The following is a 20,316-nucleotide window of genomic DNA, read 5'->3' as shown; positions in this document are numbered from 1 at the left end:
ATTACCTGGATGAAAAAATTGAATACAACTCTTCAAAAAATAGAAATTCTGCAGTATAAAGCCATTGGGGGTGTTGTTCAGGATATTGAGTTGTCCTATCAGCTTTTTGGCAAAGATTTACATTCAGCACCTATTGTTGTGGTAAATCATGCCCTTACGGGAAATTCAAATGTAGCCGGAGAAGATGGCTGGTGGGCCTCATTGATTGGAGATGGCAAATGCATAGACACTGCAAAATATACGGTTTTGGCCTTCAATATACCCGGAAACGGATATGACGGTTTTGTGGTGGACAATTATAAAGATTTTGTGGCAGGTGATATCGCAAGGATATTTCTGCTGGGATTGAAAGAACTTAGTATAGATCGTTTATATGCCCTTATCGGAGGATCTTTGGGAGGTGGTATAGCTTGGGAAATGGCTGCAATAAATCCCGGGCTTACAGAACACTTGATCCCTGTGGCTGCGGATTGGAAGTCAACAGATTGGCTTATTGCCAATTGTCAGATTCAGGAACAATTTCTGGTAAATTCAAAGCAACCGGTTCACGATGCAAGGATGCATGCAATGCTGTGTTACAGAACGCCACAGTCTTTTAAAGCAAGGTTTCAAAGAAGCACGAATGAAGAATTACAGGTATTTAATGTTGAAAGCTGGCTAACGCATCATGGAAAAAAATTGAATGAAAGGTTTCAACTTTCAGCGTATAAATTAGCCAACCAGTTATTAAAAACCATTGATATTACCAGAGATGGAGAAACGGCATTTAATAACCTTCAAAACAGTAAAACCAATATTCACATTATAGGTGTGGATTCTGACCTTTTTTTTACAGCGAATGAGAATAAGGATACCTTTAAACAGTTGGCTCAGGCCAAAAGTAATGTTACCTATGGTGAAATACAGTCATTGCACGGGCATGATGCATTTTTGATTGAATTTGAACAAATGCAACAACTGCTCAAAGGCGTTTTTGATACCAACGGCAAATCTCAGAGAATAAAAATTTTAAAATTTGGGGGTAAGTCCCTTTCTAACGGAGAAGGATTGGAAAGGGTGTTGGATATTGTATCTGACAAAGTCAAAAATGGAGAAAATATTGCCGTGGTTTTATCCGCACGGGAAAAGGCTACGGATCAATTGGAGTCAATATTGGATAAAGCTGCAAAGGGTCTGGATTACAGGAAAGATTTTGAAGATTTTGAAAGATATCAAAAACACACTTTTAAAAATATCAGTCTTTCAGAAGAATTCCTGGAATTGGTTAAATTATTTGAAGGAGTTACTTTGCTTGGGGATTATAGCCCTAAAATAAAAGACCAGGTCCTGGCTTATGGCGAGCTGATATCGGGTAAGTTAATTACAAAATTACTAATTGGGAAAGGTATCAATGCAAAACTACTTGATACTCGCCGACTGATAAAAACGGACGATTCTTATGGAGACGCAAAATTGCTGGAAGATGTTTCACGGGAAAATGTAATCCATGAATTTTCAAAATTAAAATCGGATGTGGTGCCATTGATAACCGGTTTTATAGCCTCTACTGAAGCAGATGAAACTACAACCTTAGGGCGTAATGGCAGCAATTATACGGCTTCGCTCATTGCAAATTTTCTGGACGCCGAAGAATTGCAAAATTATACACATGTAGATGGTATATTCACGGCAAACCCGGAATTTGTGCCTGAAGCCCAAAGAATAGAACAATTGTCATATAGTGAGGCAAATGAACTTGCCAATTTTGGCGCAACCATTTTGCATGCAAAGACTATTATACCCTTAATTGAAAAGAATATTCCGCTGAGGATACTCAATACTTTTAACAATGACAATGATGGCACACTTATTAGTGCTAAATCCAGCAAAGCAGGAATAAAATCATTATCCGCTATTGAAGATGAAGCCTTGATTAATCTTGAAGGGAGAGGCTTATTAGGGAAGGTAGGAATTGATGCTCGTATTTTCAGGACTCTTAGCCTTAATAACATAAGCGTAAGCATCATCTCCCAGGGTTCTTCTGAAAGAGGAATTGGATTAGTTGTGAACTCAAAAAAGGCCCATTTGGCAAAAAGAGCCCTGGAAACGGAATTTGAAAGCGATTTTCAATCGCGTGATATCAATACAATAACTATTGTAGACGACGTTTCAGTCATTTCTATAGTGGGTCAGGATCTTAGTTCTTTTCACAAACCATACAATGCCCTTATCAAGAATCAAATAGTACCCCTTTTATTTAATAATACCATATCAGGGAAAAATGTGAGCCTGGTGGTTAAGAAATCTGACCTGCATAAAGCACTTAATGTAATGCACGGTCAAATTTTTGGCATTAGCAAAAAAATTAACCTGGCCATTTTTGGGCATGGGAATGTGGGAGGTACGTTAGTAAATCAGATTTTAGATTCCAGGAAGGGTATTGAGGAAAGAAAAGGGATCAATCTTAATGTGTTTGCTCTCGCGAATTCTAAAAATTTGCTTTTAAACAAAAAAGGGATTTCTAAAAAATGGGAGGAGGAAATTAATGATAATGGCATACCCTATACGATTGATGATATTTTTAAGTATGCCAGAATACATCATCTTGAAAATTTAATAGCTATAGACAATACGGCAAGCCGGGATTTTGTGGTCAATTACTTTGATTTTATCGATAATGGATTTGATCTGGTCTCTTCAAATAAAATTGCGAATACCCTGGGATTTGATTTTTACAGATTGATAAGGGAGGAGTTGGCAAAAAAACAAAAACAATATCTATATGAAACCAATGTTGGTGCCGGCTTACCTTTAATAGATACAATTAAGCTTTTGCATCTCTCAGGTGAAAATATTACCCGCATTAAAGGTGTTTTTTCAGGTTCTTTGAGCTATATTTTCAATACTTTTTCTGAAAAGGATACTTCCTTTTCGGAAATTTTGATAAAGGCCATTTCAAATGGTTATACTGAACCCGATCCAAGAGAAGATTTATCCGGGAATGATGTAGGTAGAAAGTTGCTGATATTGGCCCGTGAACTGGAACTTGAAAATGAATTTGAGGATATCTTGATTCAAAATCTTATACCGGCACCCCTTCGAAAGGGGAGTGTAAAGGAATTTTTAAATGAACTTGAAGTGCTGGATGATTTTTTTAGTAAAATTAAGAACAAGCAGGAACCAGATCATGTACTCCGTTATGTTGGCGATTTATATGGTGATTTGCAAAAGGAAAAGGGCAATCTGGAAGTGAAATTGGTATCTGTCCCTAAGGAGAGTGCCTTGGGTCAGGTTAAAGGTTCAGATTCCATTATTGAGATTTATACGGAATCGTATGGTGAACATCCTTTGGTAATTCAGGGAGCCGGTGCTGGTGCCGCTGTAACAGCACGGGGTGTTTTTGGGGATATTTTACGTATTGCTGAAAAAATATAGTAATAAAGGAATAACCCCGGTTAAATATAAAGATGAAGAAAAAAAAATTTGAAACTGAGGCGATTCGCACGCAATTAGAACGATCAAAGTTTTTGGAGCATTCCAGCCCTATATACCTGACTTCTAGTTTTATTTTTGAAGATAGCGAAGATATGAGGGCTTCCTTTGCGGAAGAAAAGGACCGAAATATTTATTCGAGATATTCCAATCCTAATTCATCAGAATTTATAGAAAAGGTATGTAAAATGGAAGGCGCAGAGGATGGGTTTGCATTCTCCTCAGGAATGTCGGCCGTTTTTTCTACTTTTGCCGCTTTGTTGAATAGCGGCGATCATATTGTTTCAGCACGCAGTATTTTTGGTTCAACCCATAGCCTTTTCACTCAGGTTTTTCCAAAATGGAATATTAGCCATAGCTATTTTAAGATTGGGGATTTAGATAATTTGGAAAAATTAATCACACCAAAAACGAAAATAATCTTCGCTGAATCACCTACAAATCCGGGGGTAGATATCCTGGACCTCGGGGCACTTGGGAGGTTTTCAAAAAAGCATAAGCTTATAATGATCGTAGATAATTGTTTTGCGTCTCCTTATCTTCAACAACCCATAAAATTTGGTGCAGACCTGGTAATTCATTCAGGCACAAAACTCATGGACGGGCAGGGTAGGGTGTTGGCCGGCATTACGGTAGGTAAAGCGGCTTTAATAGATCAGATTTATCGGTATTCCAGAATTACGGGCCCTGCGCTTTCTCCATTTAATGCGTGGGTTCTATCCAAAAGTCTTGAAACTCTGGGTGTAAGAGTAGACAGGCATTGTGAAAATGCGCTTAAAGTAGCCCGATTTTTGGAAGGCAATAAAAGTGTTAATTGGGTAAAATATCCATTTCTTAGATCACACCCTCAATACAAGCTTGCTAAGAAACAAATGAAGGCCGGCGGTTGTGTAGTCGCATTCGAGGTAAAAGGCGGACGCAGAGCAGGGAAGAAATTTTTTGATTCTATTAGTATGTTATCCCTGTCCGCTAATTTGGGAGATACCCGAAGCATTGTTACCCATCCTGCATCCACAACACACAGTAAGTTGTCAGAAGAAGAAAGATTGGAATGTGGTATTACGGATGGAATGGTTAGGATATCAGTTGGTTTGGAGCATGCAGAAGATATTATTAATGACATTAGCCAGGCCCTGGACAGGATATGAGAAATAGGAATATTCCTATTTTGACTATCTTCGCATAATGCTTTCTAAAAAGACGAAATACGGATTAAAAGCCTTGACTTATCTGGCATCTCAAAGTAAAGGAGAGCCGGTACAGATTTCTGAAATTGCCAGTCACGAGAATATATCTCAAAAATTTTTGGAAAGTATTTTACTCACTTTGCGCAATACAGGATTTTTAGGATCCAAAAAAGGAAAAGGGGGAGGCTATTATTTGCTGAAAGACCCTGGTGAAATTCCCATGACAACCGTTATTCGAGTACTGGAAGGTCCAATTGCTATGGTACCCTGTGTAAGCCTTAACTTTTATGAAAAGTGCGATGACTGTCCGGATGAAAATAAATGCGCTGTGCACAAATTAATGCTTCAGGTGCGTGACAGCGTTCTGGAAGTTTACAGGAATAATACACTTGCCGATCTGATATCCGAATAAAATATCTTCAATATCCGCTTCATACTAATGAATCATTCGTAATGATTGTGTGGATTTTTAATTAATCTACTAAAACTATAGGCTAAACATAATATTTATATAATTTTAACGTCTCACTATGAATTATTATTTTATTTTTGATTACTCTATAAAACCGATAGGATAAAAATAAACACAATGATTGCAGATCAGTTATTGCTACAAAAGGCAACAACGAATAGCACTTATAAGACAGATAGAGTTTCTGAACAACCTAAGAGGAGCGTTGTCAAGTCCTTGAGCTGGCGTGTCATCGGAACATTGGATACAATAGTAATATCATGGATTATTACAGGAGCACTTACGCTGGCCTTTTCCATTGGAATGGTAGAACTTGTAACTAAGATGGTATTGTATTTTTTACATGAGCGAATGTGGAACAGTATTAAATGTGGGAGATAATTTTAACTTAAAACAAATAAGATATGAGTTTGTCTGCGCAGGATATAGAACACCTGAATAATCACTTTAGAGGGATACCTCCCGAAGAGATAATTTCGTGGGCTATTCTATATGGTTCTAAATCTGTAGTTACTACGAATTTCAGACCATATGAAGTAGCCATATTAAATGCTGTTACAGAGGTTAAATCGGATATTCCCGTTATATGGTGTGATACCGGATACAATACGCCCAATACGTATAAACATGCAGAAGAATTAATTTCTGGCTTAAAGTTAAATATAAAACTGTTCGTTCCCAGGCAGACCACCGCCCATAGAGATGCTGTAATGGGAATACCGGATATTGATGACCCCAGGCACAAAGAATTTACAGAACAAGTAAAATTGGAGCCTTTCAGAAGAGCAATGGCTGAATACAAGCCCGATGTCTGGTTTACAAACCTAAGAAAAGGACAGACTGCTTTGAGAGATACATTAAACATCTTAAGTTTAAGTGAAGCAGGGGTATTGAAAGTAAGTCCTTTTTATCATTGGAATGATACACGCCTGGACGCCTATTTAAATGAGCGGGGACTTCCTAATGAACACAATTATTTTGACCCGACTAAAGTTTTGGAAAACCGGGAGTGCGGTTTACACACTTAGGGTAAAAAATTAATTTACCGGTATAAGAAGTATTTTAAACTAAATTCAGTGTCATTTATTGAAATAAAATCTATTAAATATATAGGAAAGATGGATATTAAATATCATGCAAAGTTTTAGGACCGAAATAGAAAACCCGATAGTAGAAAAAGACATCATTGAACTGGAGAAAAAAATCAGGGAGTTCAGAGGTGGTTCTATGAATGAAGAAAAATTCCGGAGTCTTCGCCTGGCGCGAGGTGTTTATGGCCAACGGCAGCCCGGCGTTCAAATGATTCGCATAAAATTACCGTATGGAAAAGTAAGCTCAGGGCAACTTCGCAGGATTTCAGATGTTGCCGATGAGTATTCAACAGGAAGATTGCATATTACTACACGACAGGACATCCAGATTCATTATGTAGACCTTGAACGCACTCCTGAACTTTGGGCACAACTCGAAAAAGATAAAGTTACACTTAGAGAAGCTTGTGGCAATACCGTAAGGAATGTAACGGCTAGCGAAACCGCCGGAATAGATGAGGATGAACCATTCGATGTATCACCTTATGCTCAGGCTGTTTTCGAGTATTTCTTAAGAAATCCCATAGGCCAGGAGATGGGCCGTAAGTTCAAGGTTTCCTTTTCCTGTAGTGATGCAGATACAGGACTATCCTATATGCACGACCTTGGTTTTATAGCTAAAATACAAGACGGGATTAAAGGTTTTAAAGTAATGCTGGGAGGAGGTCTTGGATCGCAACCTCGTCATGCAGATGAACTGTTTTCTTTTCTTCCAACCCATGAAATAATTCCTATGATGGAAACTGTTGTTCGTGTTTTCGACAGATATGGTGAAAGAAAGAGCCGGGCCAAAGCCAGACTGAAGTTTTTATTAAAAGATTTAGGACTGGAAGCCTTTAGAGAATTATTAATTGCAGAAAAGAAAGCGGTTCCTTTTAAGCAGTACCCCATTGATGTAAGTTCTTATCCCAAAGTTGTTGTTTCAGATGGGCAGGTTCATCAGGTTGCTATTGAAGATACTGAAGCCTTTGAACAGTGGAAAACCACCAATCTGGTTGCACAAAAACAATCCGGTTATGTAGCTATTGGAATAAAAGTAATGTTAGGAGATTTTTATACAGACAAGGCCCGATTGCTCGCAGACTTGGTGGAAAGGTATGCTGCAGGTGAAATTCGTTTAACATTGAGACAGAATATACTCGTTCCCTATGTAAAGGAATCCTTGATTCCTTATTTCTACGCCGAACTTAAAAAACTTGGATTTGCAGATGCAGGATATAATAAGGCAATAGACATTACCGCATGTCCGGGGACGGATACCTGTAACCTTGGAATTGCAAGCAGTACGGGAATAGCTTCAGAATTAGAGCGTGTTATAAAGGAAGAATATCCGCAATATGCAAATAATGCAGATGTAGTCATTAAAATTAGTGGTTGTATGAATGCTTGTGGTCAGCATTCCATGGCCAATATTGGTTTTCAGGGCATGTCTGTAAGAACTAAGGAAAAGTTGGTTGCACCTGCATTGCAGGTGTTGCTTGGAGGTGGTAATTTAGGAGATGGGCGGGGCTTATTTGCCGATAAGGTAATTAAGATTCCGAGTAAAAGAGGGCCAGAAGCCCTTAGACAGATATTAGATGATTTTGAGGCCAATGGCAAAGGGGCCTCCTATGAATCTTATTATGCCGGGAAAGGGGAGTATTATTTTTACGAACTTCTTAAGCCACTTGCAGATATTGATAATTTAGCTCCTGAGGATTATTTGGATTGGGGAAGTAATCAGCGCTATCAGAAGGCAATAGGAATAGGAGAGTGCGCCGGCGTGGTAATAGATTTAGTTGCTACATTGTTATATGAAAGTGATGAAAAGATACATAACGCCAAAGAGGCTATTGTGAAACAAAAATGGGCTGCAAGTATTTATTATTCTTATTCTTCTATGGTAAATACGGCCAAGGCACTTTTAACTTCCGAAAAAACCAAGACAAATACGCATAACAGCATAATAAAGGACTTCGACACCTATTTTGTTGCAAACAGCAGAATAGTACTAAACTGTTCCTTCGAAGATTTGGTTTTACAATTGAACAAGAATGAACCTGATGGGACCTTTGCTAAAAACTACCTTGCTAAGGCTGAGGAATTTTTAGAAAAGGTGGAAGCCTATAGAAAAAATGAGCTGATACATGCCTAGAAGCCCAAAGTTAACAGTTGTCGGTGCAGGTCCCGGAGATTTGGAACTCATTACACTAAAAGCAATTAAAGCTTTGCAGGAGGCAGATGTGGTTCTTTATGATGCCCTTGTAGATATAGCATTATTGGATTATGCTGATAAAGCAGAGCATATTTTTGTTGGCAAACGAAAAGGCTGTTATGCCTTTCATCAGGATCAAATCAATGAATTAATTGTGCAAAGAGCACAACTTAAAGGTCATGTGGTACGATTAAAGGGAGGTGACCCTTTCGTTTTTGGCCGTGGCGCAGAGGAAATGGCCTATGCAGCGGAATATGGGCTTGAAGTAGCAATAGTACCTGGTATATCATCATGCATTTCGGTTCCGGCATCTCAGAATATCCCGGTTACCAAGCGAGGCGCCGCAGAAAGTTTCTGGGTAATTACAGGAACAACTAAAGAACATAAGCTCTCTTCAGATATTCAACTCGCTGCTAAATCAAATGCCACAGTAGTCATTTTAATGGGCATGTCAAAACTCTCAGCCATAGTAGAACTATTTATTAAGGAGAACAAGTCAAATACTCCCGTTGCAATTATTCAAAATGGCACAAAAGAAGACGAGCGGGTTGGCGTTGGAACCATTAATACGATCCAAAGCATAGTTAATAAACAAAAATTAGCTAACCCGGCTATTATTATTATAGGAGAAGTGGTAAAACAGCGAAACCAGATTATTCAGATTGGCCGCCAGTATGAATTACAAATCACAGAATAATGGAAAGGAATAATTTATATCCTGTTTTTCTTAAGACAAATTCACTTCATATATTGATAGTTGGAGGGGGCAATGTAGCGGAAGAAAAATTGTCCTTTTTAACTAAATCCAGTCCGGATGCCAAAATTACCATGGTATCCCCCTTGTTTAGGAAAAATACGCTTGATCTGGCCAGGAGTTTTAATGTTGCGCTTATTAAATCGGTTTATAATGCCGATTTTCTGTCGGGGAAACACCTGGTTATTGCTACAACTGACCAACCCGAAGTAAATATGAAGGTATATTATGACTGCAGAAGTATAAACAAACTGGTGAATGTTGCAGATAACCCTCCTTACTGTGATTTTTATATGGGAGGAATTGTCACCAAGGGTAATGTAAAAATAGCCATATCTACCGATGGCAAGTCCCCTACAACTGCCAAGAGACTGAGGCAATTTTTTGAAGATGTTATACCCGAAGATATCAGCAGGATGGTCCAGAATCTGAATGCATATCGAAAAACAATAAAAGGAGATTTTGAACAGAAGGTTAGTGCAATGAACGAAGTAACAGAAACACTGATTACCAATACGGAAGATTAATTTTGTTTCTGTAAAATTCTAATTATCAAATAAGACTTGACTCCTAAAGATGAGCTTGCTTATAATTGTAGGCAAGCCAAAAAAAGCACATTTTACTTGTTTTTAAATGGCATGTGGCGTTTCTTTGTATCTGTTCATTACAACATTGACAATGTTATCAAGAAAGGAGGAGGGACTAGACCCGTTGAAACCTTAGCAACCCTTTAACTTTAAAGAAGGTGCTACATTCTACCACTAGGCTTCTTTTATAGTGCAACTAGGGCTAGATAACACAGAGTAAAGGTTATTTGTCTTTACATATTTTTCTTGATAATATTGTAGTATAGCCCGATAGCTATATCCAACAAGCAGATATTGATCATACTGTTATTAGGTTATAATGGTTAGGTAGTTCATATCTTGAAGTTTAAAAATGGAATTCTTATAGAACGGAAACATATGAAGAAGATAAAGAATATACTGAAGGAACGGATTATGATACTGGATGGCGCAATGGGTACAATGCTTCAACGCTATAAATTTACTGAGTCAGACTTTAGGGGGAATCGTTTTAAAGATTGGCCTTATCCATTGCAGGGTAATAATGACTTACTGACACTAACCCAGCCTGCAGCTATAGCCGAAGTTCATGCCAAATATTTTGAGGCAGGAGCCGATATAGTGGAGACGAATACATTTTCCAGCACTTCTATTGCCATGGCGGATTATCATATGGAAGATTTGGTATATGAACTTAATTATGAGTCTGCCAGAATAGCAAAGCGGGTAGCCAGAGAATTTACGGAAAAGGAACCAAATAAACCAAGGTTTGTGGTGGGAAGTATTGGGCCAACAAATAAAACGGCAAGTATGTCACCCGATGTAAATGATCCGGGTTTCAGGGCGGTTTCATTTGAGACATTGCGATTAGCTTACAAACAGCAGGTAGAGGCACTTATAGATGGAGGTGTGGATATTCTCATGGTAGAAACTGTTTTTGACACTCTTAATGCTAAAGCTGCACTATTCGCAATTGAAGAGGTAAAACAGTTACGAAATATTCAAACACCGGTTATGGTCAGCGGAACCATTACTGATGCCTCGGGGCGCACATTATCAGGACAGACCGCTGAAGCTTTTTTAATATCAATTGGTCATATTCCTCTATTGTCTGTAGGTTTTAATTGTGCCCTGGGAGCAAAGCAACTGGTGCCTCATTTAGACGCTATTTCAGATCGAACAGAAGCTGCGATTTCGGCACATCCCAATGCAGGCCTGCCTAACGCTTTTGGGGACTATGATCAGACACCGGAACAGATGGCAATTCAGATAAAAGAATATCTTGACAAAAGTCTGGTGAATATAATTGGTGGATGCTGCGGATCAACACCTGAACATATAAAAGCTATTGCTGAATTGACAAAGGGATATAAACCCAGAAAATTTACATTTTCTGAATTAAAAGGGGTTCAATTTTAATAAATGAAAAATGCAACCAACATACAAATGAATTCTGTAAAAGGGCAGGAGGATGATATTGATGCCATTGCAAAACCAAGATTCCTCAAACTCGCAGGTCTTGAGCCACTTGTTATCACTCCTGAAAGTAATTTCATAAATGTAGGGGAAAGAACAAATGTTGCCGGATCAAGAAGGTTTCTAAGACTAATTAAAGAAGAGCAATATGAGGAAGCCCTCGAAATAGCCAGGCATCAGGTAGAAGGTGGCGCCCAGATTATTGATATAAATATGGACGATGGCCTGATTGATGGAAAACAAGCCATGATCAGGTTTTTGAATTTAGTGATGGCAGAGCCAGACATAGCCCGTGTTCCCATTATGATAGATAGCTCTAAATGGGAGATTATTGAGGCCGGATTACAGCTAATTCAAGGTAAGTGCGTAGTTAATTCAATCAGTTTAAAGGAAGGAGAAGAAGAATTTATCCGTCAGGCCAAATTAATTCGTCTTTATGGAGCAGCTGTAATTATAATGGCTTTTGACGAAAAAGGGCAGGCAGATAATTATGAGAGGCGCATTGAAATAGCCAAACGGTCCTATGATATATTGGTAAATCGTGTAAATTTCCCTCCGGAGGATATCATTTTTGATCTTAATATTTTTCCTGTTGCAACGGGAATGGAGGAACATGAAAGGAATTCTGTAGATTTTATTGAAGCTACCGCCTGGGTTCGTAAAAACCTTCCACATAGCAGTGTGAGTGGGGGAGTGAGCAATGTTTCTTTTTCGTTTAGGGGGAATACACCGGTTCGTGAGGCCATGCATTCGGTTTTCTTGTATCATGCCATACAGGCCGGGATGAATATGGGAATCGTAAATCCCGCTATCCTTGAAGTCTATGATGATATTCCAAAAGATTTGCTGGAAAGGGTGGAAGATGTCATTTTAAACAGAAGGGATGATGCTACGGAAAGGCTTCTTGAGTTTGCTGAAACAGTTGTCGGTAAGACCAAGGATAAGAAAGCAGATGATTCCTGGCGTAAAGAACCACTACAGGAAAGAATTACGCGGGCTTTGGTAAAAGGAATAGATCAATATATTGTATCCGATGTGGAAGAAGCAAGATTGGCAGTTACTAAGCCAATTGAGGTCATTGAAGGTCATTTAATGAAAGGCATGAATGTAGTAGGGGATCTTTTCGGTAGTGGAAAAATGTTTCTTCCGCAGGTAGTTAAGTCTGCAAGGGTTATGAAAAAAGCGGTTGCCCATTTATTGCCATTTATTGAGGAAGATAAAGACAATGTGCCGCAGTCTGCAGGAAAAGTCTTAATGGCTACAGTTAAAGGGGATGTGCATGATATAGGTAAGAATATTGTAAGTGTGGTACTGGCTTGTAATAATTATGAAATCATAGATTTGGGAGTAATGGTACCCCCTGAAAAAATAATTCAAAAAGCCACAGAAGAACAGGTAGATATAATAGGGTTGAGCGGACTAATCACCCCGTCTTTGGATGAAATGGTTCATCTGGCCAAAGAAATGGAACGTCTGGGGTTTAAAATACCTTTGTTAATAGGCGGGGCAACGACCAGTAAAGCGCATACTGCGGTAAAGATCGATCCTCAGTATAGTGCCTCTGTTGTTCATGTAAATGATGCCTCCAGGGCTGTTACAGTCCTGGGTGATCTATTGCAGAAAGATACTTCGGATGATTATAAGGCTTTGGTCAAAACCGACTATTCTTCTTTCAGGGAGAAATTCATAAATCGAGGGAAACAGAAAGAATACCTAAGCCTTAAAGATGCAAGAAAGAATAAGTTTCCTATAGACTGGAGTGTTTCTGATATTAAGAAGCCTGAAAGATTGGGGATAGAGGTAATTGATGATATGGATCTTCAGCTTTTAGAGGAATTTATAGATTGGACACCTTTTTTCCGAAGTTGGGACTTGCATGGAAAATACCCGAATATTTTAAAGGATGAAATCGTGGGGGAGCAGGCTTCCGAGTTATATAAGGATGCACAGGCAATGCTGAAAAAGATATTCGAGCAGAAATTATTGACGGCAAAAGCGGTTTTCGGACTCTTTCAGGCCAATACTATCAATGATGACGATATAGAGGTGGTAACACATCTTGAGAATACAGATACCCTTGTTGAGAAACAGGATAATGAAAAATATATTTTTAGGACCCTGCGTCAGCAATCCAAAAAAAGACAAGGTGTTCCAAATATTGCCCTTGCAGATTTCATTGCTCCAAAGGGAACGGGAATTCAGGATTATATTGGCTGTTTTTGCGTAACAGCTGGTTTTGGTACCAGTGAATTGGCAGCAGCTTATGAAAAAAACCTTGATGATTACAATGCCATAATGATCAAGGCGTTATCCGACAGACTCGCGGAAGCTTTTGCGGAGTATTTACATAAAGAGGTGCGAACTACATATTGGGGATATGCAAATAAGGAACAACTCACCAATGAGAATTTGATAGAAGAAAAGTACAGAGGAATTAGACCGGCACCGGGCTACCCGGCTTGTCCGGATCATACCGAAAAATTGACCATCTGGGAATTACTAGACGTACAAAAGAGGATAGGAGTTAAATTGACGGAAAGCCTGGCCATGTTTCCTGCGGCCAGTGTGAGTGGTTATTATTTTGCACATCCACAAGCAAGGTATTTTGGATTGGGAAAGATAACAGAGGACCAGATTATTGATTATGCCCGAAGGAAAGATACCGAATTGATTAGCGCCAGGAAATGGCTTGCCCCAAATATGGCTGAGGAATAAATGAAAAACCCTGATGGATTTGAATTGGCATAATTGTCTGGCAGTCTCAAAAAATTCGAAGAATAAAAATATTGACAAGTAGTAAGTATAAATGAAAGTTACCGAACATATAGAAAAGGCTATGGGGAATACACTTTTCTCTTTTGAAATCATTCCACCTGTTAAAGGCAGACACATAAAGGAATTATATGATAATATAGATCCTTTAATGGAATTCAAACCACCCTTTATAGATGTTACTACTTCCAGAGAGGAGTATATTTATATAGATAAAAACGGACTTTTAGATAAAAAACTTACGCGCATGAGGCCAGGTACTGTCGGGATTTGTGCTTCAATAAAGCATAAGTATAATGTAGACACTATTCCACATGTGCTTTGTGGAGGGTTTACCAAAGAAGAAACAGAATATTTACTGGTTGACTGTCATTATCTGGGGATAGATAATATCATGGCCCTGCGTGGAGATGCCATGAAAGAGGAAAAGTATTTTGAACCTTCCAAAGGGGGACACGTATACGCATCAGAACTTGTAGAGCAGATACATAACCTAAATTGCGGGCAGTATTTACATGAAGTCGTGGAAACGGACTATTGTGCAGATTTTTGTATTGGCATAGCCGGTTATCCCGAAAAGCACATGGAGGCACCTTCTTTACAAACAGACTTAAAATGGCTTAAGAAAAAAATTGAACTTGGGGCTCATTACGTGGTAACCCAAATGTTTTTTGACAATAAAAAGTATTTTGATTTTGTAAAAGCGGCCAGGGATATGGGTATTACGGTTCCCATAATTCCCGGAATAAAACCCATTGCGGTCAAAAGGCATTTGCAATTGTTGCCTCAGGTATTCAGAATCGACCTCCCTCAGGATTTGATTGATGCTGTAGAGTCCTGCAAGAACAATAAAGAAGTAAGACAAATCGGGATTGAATGGGCGATACTGCAGTCAAAAGAATTAAAAGCAGCCGGAGTCCCGGTCTTGCATTACTATTCCATGGGCAAATCGGATAATATTAAGGCCATAGCAGAGGCAATATTTTAATTAAGCATTGAATTTTATAATGTGAAATCTGTGATTCGATATAACTTCATTAAAAGATCATTAGATTGAATTTTAATATTTGCAAAAAATTGCTTTCCCCTGCTTAGCTGAATACAACCCTCAAAATTCAGAGTTATTAACTGGTAATATTTCCTATTTTTACACCCAATGGACACCAGATTTTTTTATGTATGCCTACTTAGCTGTCTATCGTGTTTTTCACAAAAAGAGGAAACACCGAAAAGTTTTACCATAGACGCCAATCCTTTTTATGGTTCCATTATGCTTCATAATACCGATATTTCGCATTTAATCAATGCGCATCCTGCCGGAGTTATTCTGGGGTTTAATAAAAAGAATTTTGGATCCAAAGAATGGCATCAGGAATATAACTATCCGGATACCGGAATCTCCTTTGTTTATCAGGACATGAATGATGCTGTCCTGGGGAAGAATTATAGTTTATACGCACATTATAATTTTTATTTCTTTAAGCGAAACATGCAGTTCCGAATTGGTCAGGGCTTAGCCTATAACACCAACCCATATGATAAGAATGAAAATTTCAGAGGTAATGCCTATGGATCGCATATTATGAGTTCTACTTTTATGATGCTCAATTATCATAAGGAACAATTATTTAAGGGTTTGGGCATTAAAGCTGGAATATCTATCATTCATTATTCCAATGCAAATGTAAAAGCCCCGAATACTTCTACCAATACATTTGCTTTTAATGCAGGACTTGTTTACGATTTAAACGGAAATGAAGAAGTTGTCTATTTGAAGAAGTTTGAAAAGAAAAAGATTACACAACCGCTAAAGGCTAATCTGGTTTTCAGATCCGGAATAAATGAAAGTGATGTAATTAACTCGGGCCAGTTTCCGTTTTATATTTTCTCTGCCTATGCAGACAAGCGATTATCCAGGAAAAGTGGAATACAGCTCGGAGCAGAAGTGTTTTTTTCAAATTTTTTGAAAGAATTGATACGTTTTCAATCTATTTCTTTCCCGGAGTTGAATGTGGATCCGGATACAGATTATAAACGTGTAGGAATGTTTCTGGGATATGAACTCTATATTTCTAAATTAAGCGCTATCGCTCAACTGGGTTATTATCTTTACTATCCTTTTGATTTTGAAGGAAGATTGTATAATAGAATTGGCTTAAAATATTATTTTGGTAAAAAGTTATTTGGGGCAGTTACTTTAAAATCACATGGGGCTGCCGCCGAGGCTGTAGAGTTTGGACTTGGAATTCGTTTATAATTGTTCCGGACAATAAATTAGTTAAAGGCATGAAGTATTTGATCATTAATTTTAGGTTAGTATTAAGTTCTGTCGGACTCATTCTTTTGATTAGCTGTAATGGCGATGCTGCACCCGACTGTTTTCAAAATACGGGTACTATTATTAGAGATGTGATCCCGGTAGAGAATTTTACAAAAATAACAGTGAATGAAAATACTAAATTGGTCCTAAAAGAAGGGAGCACAATATCGGTGGAGGTTGAAACCGGGGAATTTTTGCGCAACGAAGTAAATGCGGAAGTCAGGGACGGAAGACTTTTACTGACCGATACCAATAATTGTAACTTTTTCAGACCCTATGGTCTTACTACATTTTATGTTACCGCACCGAATATTACAGAAATCAGAAGTAATACCGGCTTTTCGACCGTCAGTGACGGGGTTTTAACCTACCCCCGGATTACGCTTGTTTCTGAGAGTTTTAATGATCCCGAAAATCTTACAACAGATGGTGAGTTCGACCTTCAGCTGGCATCGCAGGATGTAAATATTGTTGTTAATGGAATTGCCTATTTTAAGTTAAACGGTAGTTCAGAAAATTTCAGCGTGGTAGTTGCAGCGGGAGATTCCAGAGTTGAGGCCGCTTCGTTAATAGTACAAAATATAACGCTTAATCACAGAGGCAGCAATGATGTACTCATTAATCCCCGGGAGTCATTGACGGGTACTATAAGAGGAACCGGCGATGTGCAGAGTTATAATCGTCCGGAGATAGTGGAAGTTGAAGAACTATATAAAGGAAAATTAATTTTTAACGATTAGCTTGTTGAGTTGCCGGTTAATTCTGTGAACAATACTTCCAGATTTTTATTCTTTCTGCTGAGCTGCAGCGTTTTGAGTTTATTGTCATGGGCAAAATCAAAAACAACCGGCCGCATATCTTTAGTAGTGCCAAAAGTAATTTCATATAGGAATCCTCCGGTGTTGACCACCTTGGTAACATTGGGTAGCCTTTCCAGGAATGCCTCTTCCACACGATAATCAAATTCAACTTCTATTATCTGATCATTCTCCTCCCTTAGATCGGCAAGCTTTTTATCTGCCACTAAAGTTCCGTTATTAATAATCAGTACCCTATCGCAAACAGCTTCAACTTCTTTCATTATATGAGTTGATAGCAGGATAGTCTTTTTTTTGCCAATTTGCTTTATAAGCTTTCTTATTTCAATAAGCTGATTAGGATCCAGGCCTGTTGTGGGTTCGTCTAAAATAAGTACTTCGGGGTCATGCAACAGAGCTGCAGCAAGACCTACGCGCTGCTGATATCCTTTCGATAAAGCGCCAATTTTTTTATGGGCTTCAGCGCTTAATCCGGTTTGTACAATTACCTGGTCAATTCTATTTTTGGATATTTTGTAAACCTCGGCATTAAAAGCCAGATATTCCTTTACATACATGTCTTTGTAGAGCGGGTTATGCTCCGGTAGATATCCTATGCATTTTTGTACTTCTTTTGGCTTCGCGAGCACGTTAAACCCATTAACAAAAGCTTCGCCAGTGTCTGCTTTGCTGTAGGTAGTAAGAATCTTCATCATAGTGGACTTCCCTGCACCATTTGGCCCCAAGAAACCCACAATCTCCCCTTTCTTTATCTCAAAAGACACATTATTCAGTGCTTTTTGTGACCCAAAACTCTTAGAGATATTTATGACCTTTAAAGACATGTGGTAAAAATTTAAACAAAAGTAACAATTGAAGGATTAAGCTGGAATTTCGCTCGCATAATTTTAAATGATACAACGAAAAATATAGCGATGCACAGTACTATGCAATTTAAAGGAATGATAAATTCTCAAAAAAAATTTACATTCCAAAAAATATCCGCAAAGAAATAGGGCTTACTATAAATATTCAAAAAAATATATTTATAAACATCGATATTTAAATTTAATATTTACCTTAGCCACAGAATTATAGAAAAATGACTCGCAATTATTTTTGGAACGGAACCTATTTTTATTTCTTTTTTAAAAGAAGTACGGGACTGTTTTAGAATATTGTGAACAATATATCAAATAAGGTCCCGTGAAATACGGGATTTTTTTTTGAGGGTAACTTAACCATATGGGTTTGAAAATAGCGATACAAGGAATTAAAGGGTCTAATCACCATCAGGTAGCTTTGGATTACTTTGGTGATGATATAGATTTAGTGGAATGCCTGACATTTCATGCTTTGGTAGACAAGTTGCTTAATAATTCCGCGGATAAAGGTGTAATGGCCATTGAAAATTCAATAGCCGGATCTATAATTCCCAATTACGCTCTGGTATATCAGAATAATTTGCACATTATAGGTGAATATTATTTGAATATCCATCACAATCTAATGGTTCTGAATGGACAGGAATTGTCAGATATCAGGGAAGTGCGTTCGCATCCCATGGCTTTGTTACAATGCAGGGAGTATTTGAAATCCCAGCCCCATATAAAAATGGTTGAAGATTTTGATACGGCAGAAACAGCAAAACAAATTCAGGAAAACCAATTAAAAGGAATAGCCGCAATTGCTCCTGCTGTAGCTGCAGATCTGTACGATTTAAAAATTATTGAGCCCGAAATTCAAACTATAAAGAATAATTCAACAAGATTTATAATCGTAAAGACAAAGAATAAAGAAATTTCAAAAGAAGAGATTAACAAGGCTTCCATTCGCTTTATTACAGATCATAAGAGAGGGAGTCTTGCCACTGTATTAAATGTTATGAGTGATTGCAACTTGAATTTGACAAAAATTCAATCGTTGCCAATTATTGAAACACCTTGGAAATATGCATTTTTTGTGGACATAACTTTTGAGGAGTATAATCATTTTGCCAAAGCGAAATCATTATTGAATATAATGTCCGAAGATTTTAAGGTTTTGGGGGAATATAAAAATGGCCGAATATGATACAAACTGCTGATCGCTTAAGATCTATAGAGGAGTATTATTTCTCGAAAAAATTGCGGGAAGTCAGAGCCATGGCTGCTGCCGGAAAACCAATAATTAATATTGGCATAGGCAGCCCCGATCTCCCGCCATCTGAAGCCGTAATTAATTCCTTCCGGGAATCGGTAGGACATGCCGGAGCGCATCAATACCAAAGTTATCAGGGACTCCCTGAGCTAAGGGAAACAATAGCTAAGTTTTATAAAGAAAAATTTGATGTGGATGTAGATCCCTCGAATGAGGTATTACCACTTATGGGTTCCAAAGAAGGTATTATGCATATTAGTATGGCTTTTTTGAACGAAGGAGATGAGGTATTAATTCCAAATCCCGGCTATCCCACCTATACATCAGTCACAAAACTGGTAGGAGCTGTGCCAAAGCAATATGATTTGGCAGCTGATAATGGTTGGTTTCCAGATTTAGAAAGCCTGAGGCAGCAAGATTTGTCCGGTGTAAAACTAATGTGGGTTAGTTACCCGCATATGCCCACAGGGGCTAAGGCCAGTTCTTCTCAATTTCAGGCATTGGTGGCTTTTGCAAAAGAGCAAAATATCTTATTAATAAATGACAACCCTTACAGCTTTGTTTTAAGTAATAATCCGTTAAGTATTTTAAGCGTAAAAGGAGCCAAGGATATAGCTATAGAACTTAATTCTCTCAGTAAAACCTTCAATATGGCAGGGTGGAGAGTTGGAATGGTTTTGGGAAGTGAGGAGAATTTAACTGCAATTTTAAAAGTAAAAAGCAATATGGATTCCGGAATGTTCTATGGAATTCAGAAAGGGGCAATCGAAGCACTAAAAAGTGGGAAGGACTGGTTTGATCAATTAGATAGTACATATAAAGCCAGGAGAAAGTTAATGTTTCAGTTGGCAGATAAATTGCAATGTACCTATGATTCTAATACCGTTGGTATGTTCGTTTGGGCTAAATTGCCAAAAGGATCACTGCACTCAGAAGATTTTATTGATAGAATATTACAGGATAAAAATATTTTCGTTGCACCAGGGACTATTTTTGGGAGCAATGGGGAGGGATACATCAGATTTTCACTTTGCGTAACAGAAGCAAAGATAAAGGAAGCGATAGACAGATTTTAAG

Annotated in this window: 16 protein-coding genes and 1 riboswitch; of the genes, 15 read left to right on the top strand and 1 reads right to left on the bottom strand. The window is 38.2% G+C overall.

The features are described 5' to 3' along the window. Positions 1-9 precede the first annotated feature (9 nt). From thrA to G504_RS0115340, 13 genes are all read left to right on the top strand, one after another. Entirely contained in the window at positions 10-3,414 is a 3,405-nt protein-coding gene (thrA, locus tag G504_RS0115400; RefSeq protein WP_019671093.1) for a bifunctional aspartate kinase/homoserine dehydrogenase I, read from the top strand. 32 nt (positions 3,415-3,446) lie between these two features. Then, positions 3,447-4,619, top strand: coding sequence for a trans-sulfuration enzyme family protein (locus G504_RS0115395; protein WP_019671092.1), 1,173 nt, complete (start codon positions 3,447-3,449; stop codon positions 4,617-4,619). Positions 4,620-4,656: 37 nt separating this feature from the next. Then, the gene (locus tag G504_RS0115390) at positions 4,657-5,070 is read left to right on the top strand and encodes an RrF2 family transcriptional regulator (RefSeq protein WP_019671091.1); all 414 of its coding nucleotides are present in this window, start codon (positions 4,657-4,659) and stop codon (positions 5,068-5,070) included. A gap of 177 nt (positions 5,071-5,247) precedes the next feature. Continuing rightward, complete coding sequence (locus G504_RS0115385) at positions 5,248-5,511, top strand: DUF2061 domain-containing protein (RefSeq protein WP_019671090.1); 264 nt, start codon at positions 5,248-5,250, stop codon at positions 5,509-5,511. Positions 5,512-5,534: 23 nt separating this feature from the next. Continuing rightward, complete coding sequence (locus tag G504_RS0115380; protein ID WP_019671089.1) at positions 5,535-6,158, top strand: phosphoadenosine phosphosulfate reductase domain-containing protein; 624 nt, start codon at positions 5,535-5,537, stop codon at positions 6,156-6,158. Between the two features lie 106 nt (positions 6,159-6,264). Then, the gene (locus tag G504_RS0115375; protein ID WP_019671088.1) at positions 6,265-8,355 is read left to right on the top strand and encodes a nitrite/sulfite reductase; all 2,091 of its coding nucleotides are present in this window, start codon (positions 6,265-6,267) and stop codon (positions 8,353-8,355) included. Then, entirely contained in the window at positions 8,348-9,112 is a 765-nt protein-coding gene (cobA, locus tag G504_RS0115370) for a uroporphyrinogen-III C-methyltransferase (protein ID WP_019671087.1), read from the top strand. Before G504_RS0115375 ends, cobA begins: the two co-directional genes overlap by 8 nt. After that, positions 9,112-9,696: a precorrin-2 dehydrogenase/sirohydrochlorin ferrochelatase family protein gene (locus G504_RS0115365; protein ID WP_019671086.1), complete on the top strand. Its 585-nt coding sequence runs from the start codon at positions 9,112-9,114 to the stop codon at positions 9,694-9,696. The genes cobA and G504_RS0115365 overlap by 1 nt, the downstream gene beginning before the upstream one ends. A gap of 151 nt (positions 9,697-9,847) precedes the next feature. Next, positions 9,848-9,969, top strand: a riboswitch (SAM riboswitch). 165 nt (positions 9,970-10,134) lie between these two features. Then, a complete protein-coding gene (locus tag G504_RS0115360) occupies positions 10,135-11,154 on the top strand; it encodes a homocysteine S-methyltransferase family protein (RefSeq protein ID WP_019671085.1) in 1,020 nt (339 codons plus the stop codon). Between the two features lie 27 nt (positions 11,155-11,181). Next, positions 11,182-13,926 (top strand): methionine synthase, encoded by a 2,745-nt coding sequence (metH, locus tag G504_RS0115355; RefSeq protein WP_157473448.1) that lies wholly within the window; start codon positions 11,182-11,184, stop codon positions 13,924-13,926. A 91-nt stretch (positions 13,927-14,017) separates the two neighbouring features. Further along, positions 14,018-14,971 (top strand): methylenetetrahydrofolate reductase [NAD(P)H], encoded by a 954-nt coding sequence (gene metF / locus G504_RS0115350; RefSeq protein ID WP_019671083.1) that lies wholly within the window; start codon positions 14,018-14,020, stop codon positions 14,969-14,971. Positions 14,972-15,139: 168 nt separating this feature from the next. Then, entirely contained in the window at positions 15,140-16,240 is a 1,101-nt protein-coding gene (locus G504_RS0115345) for an acyloxyacyl hydrolase (RefSeq protein ID WP_019671082.1), read from the top strand. Positions 16,241-16,269: 29 nt separating this feature from the next. Next, the gene (locus G504_RS0115340) at positions 16,270-17,043 is read left to right on the top strand and encodes a head GIN domain-containing protein (protein WP_019671081.1); all 774 of its coding nucleotides are present in this window, start codon (positions 16,270-16,272) and stop codon (positions 17,041-17,043) included. Here G504_RS0115340 and gldA read toward each other — a convergent pair. Further along, entirely contained in the window at positions 17,040-17,945 is a 906-nt protein-coding gene (gene gldA / locus G504_RS0115335; protein ID WP_019671080.1) for a gliding motility-associated ABC transporter ATP-binding subunit GldA, read from the bottom strand. The two genes, G504_RS0115340 and gldA, sit on opposite strands and share 4 nt — an antisense overlap. Positions 17,946-18,345: 400 nt before the next feature. On the opposite strand from gldA, the gene G504_RS0115330 reads away from it, so the two are divergent. After that, the gene (locus tag G504_RS0115330; protein WP_019671079.1) at positions 18,346-19,173 is read left to right on the top strand and encodes a prephenate dehydratase; all 828 of its coding nucleotides are present in this window, start codon (positions 18,346-18,348) and stop codon (positions 19,171-19,173) included. Next, on the top strand, positions 19,170-20,315 hold the full coding sequence (locus G504_RS0115325) for a pyridoxal phosphate-dependent aminotransferase (RefSeq protein ID WP_019671078.1): 1,146 nt from the start codon (positions 19,170-19,172) through the stop codon (positions 20,313-20,315). Before G504_RS0115330 ends, G504_RS0115325 begins: the two co-directional genes overlap by 4 nt. Position 20,316 lies beyond the last annotated feature (1 nt).

It is taken from the genome of Eudoraea adriatica DSM 19308 (genome assembly GCF_000382125.1).
In the GTDB taxonomy this organism is placed as follows: Bacteria; Bacteroidota; Bacteroidia; order Flavobacteriales; family Flavobacteriaceae; genus Eudoraea; species Eudoraea adriatica.
This window is presented reverse-complemented; position numbering and strand designations above follow the sequence as displayed.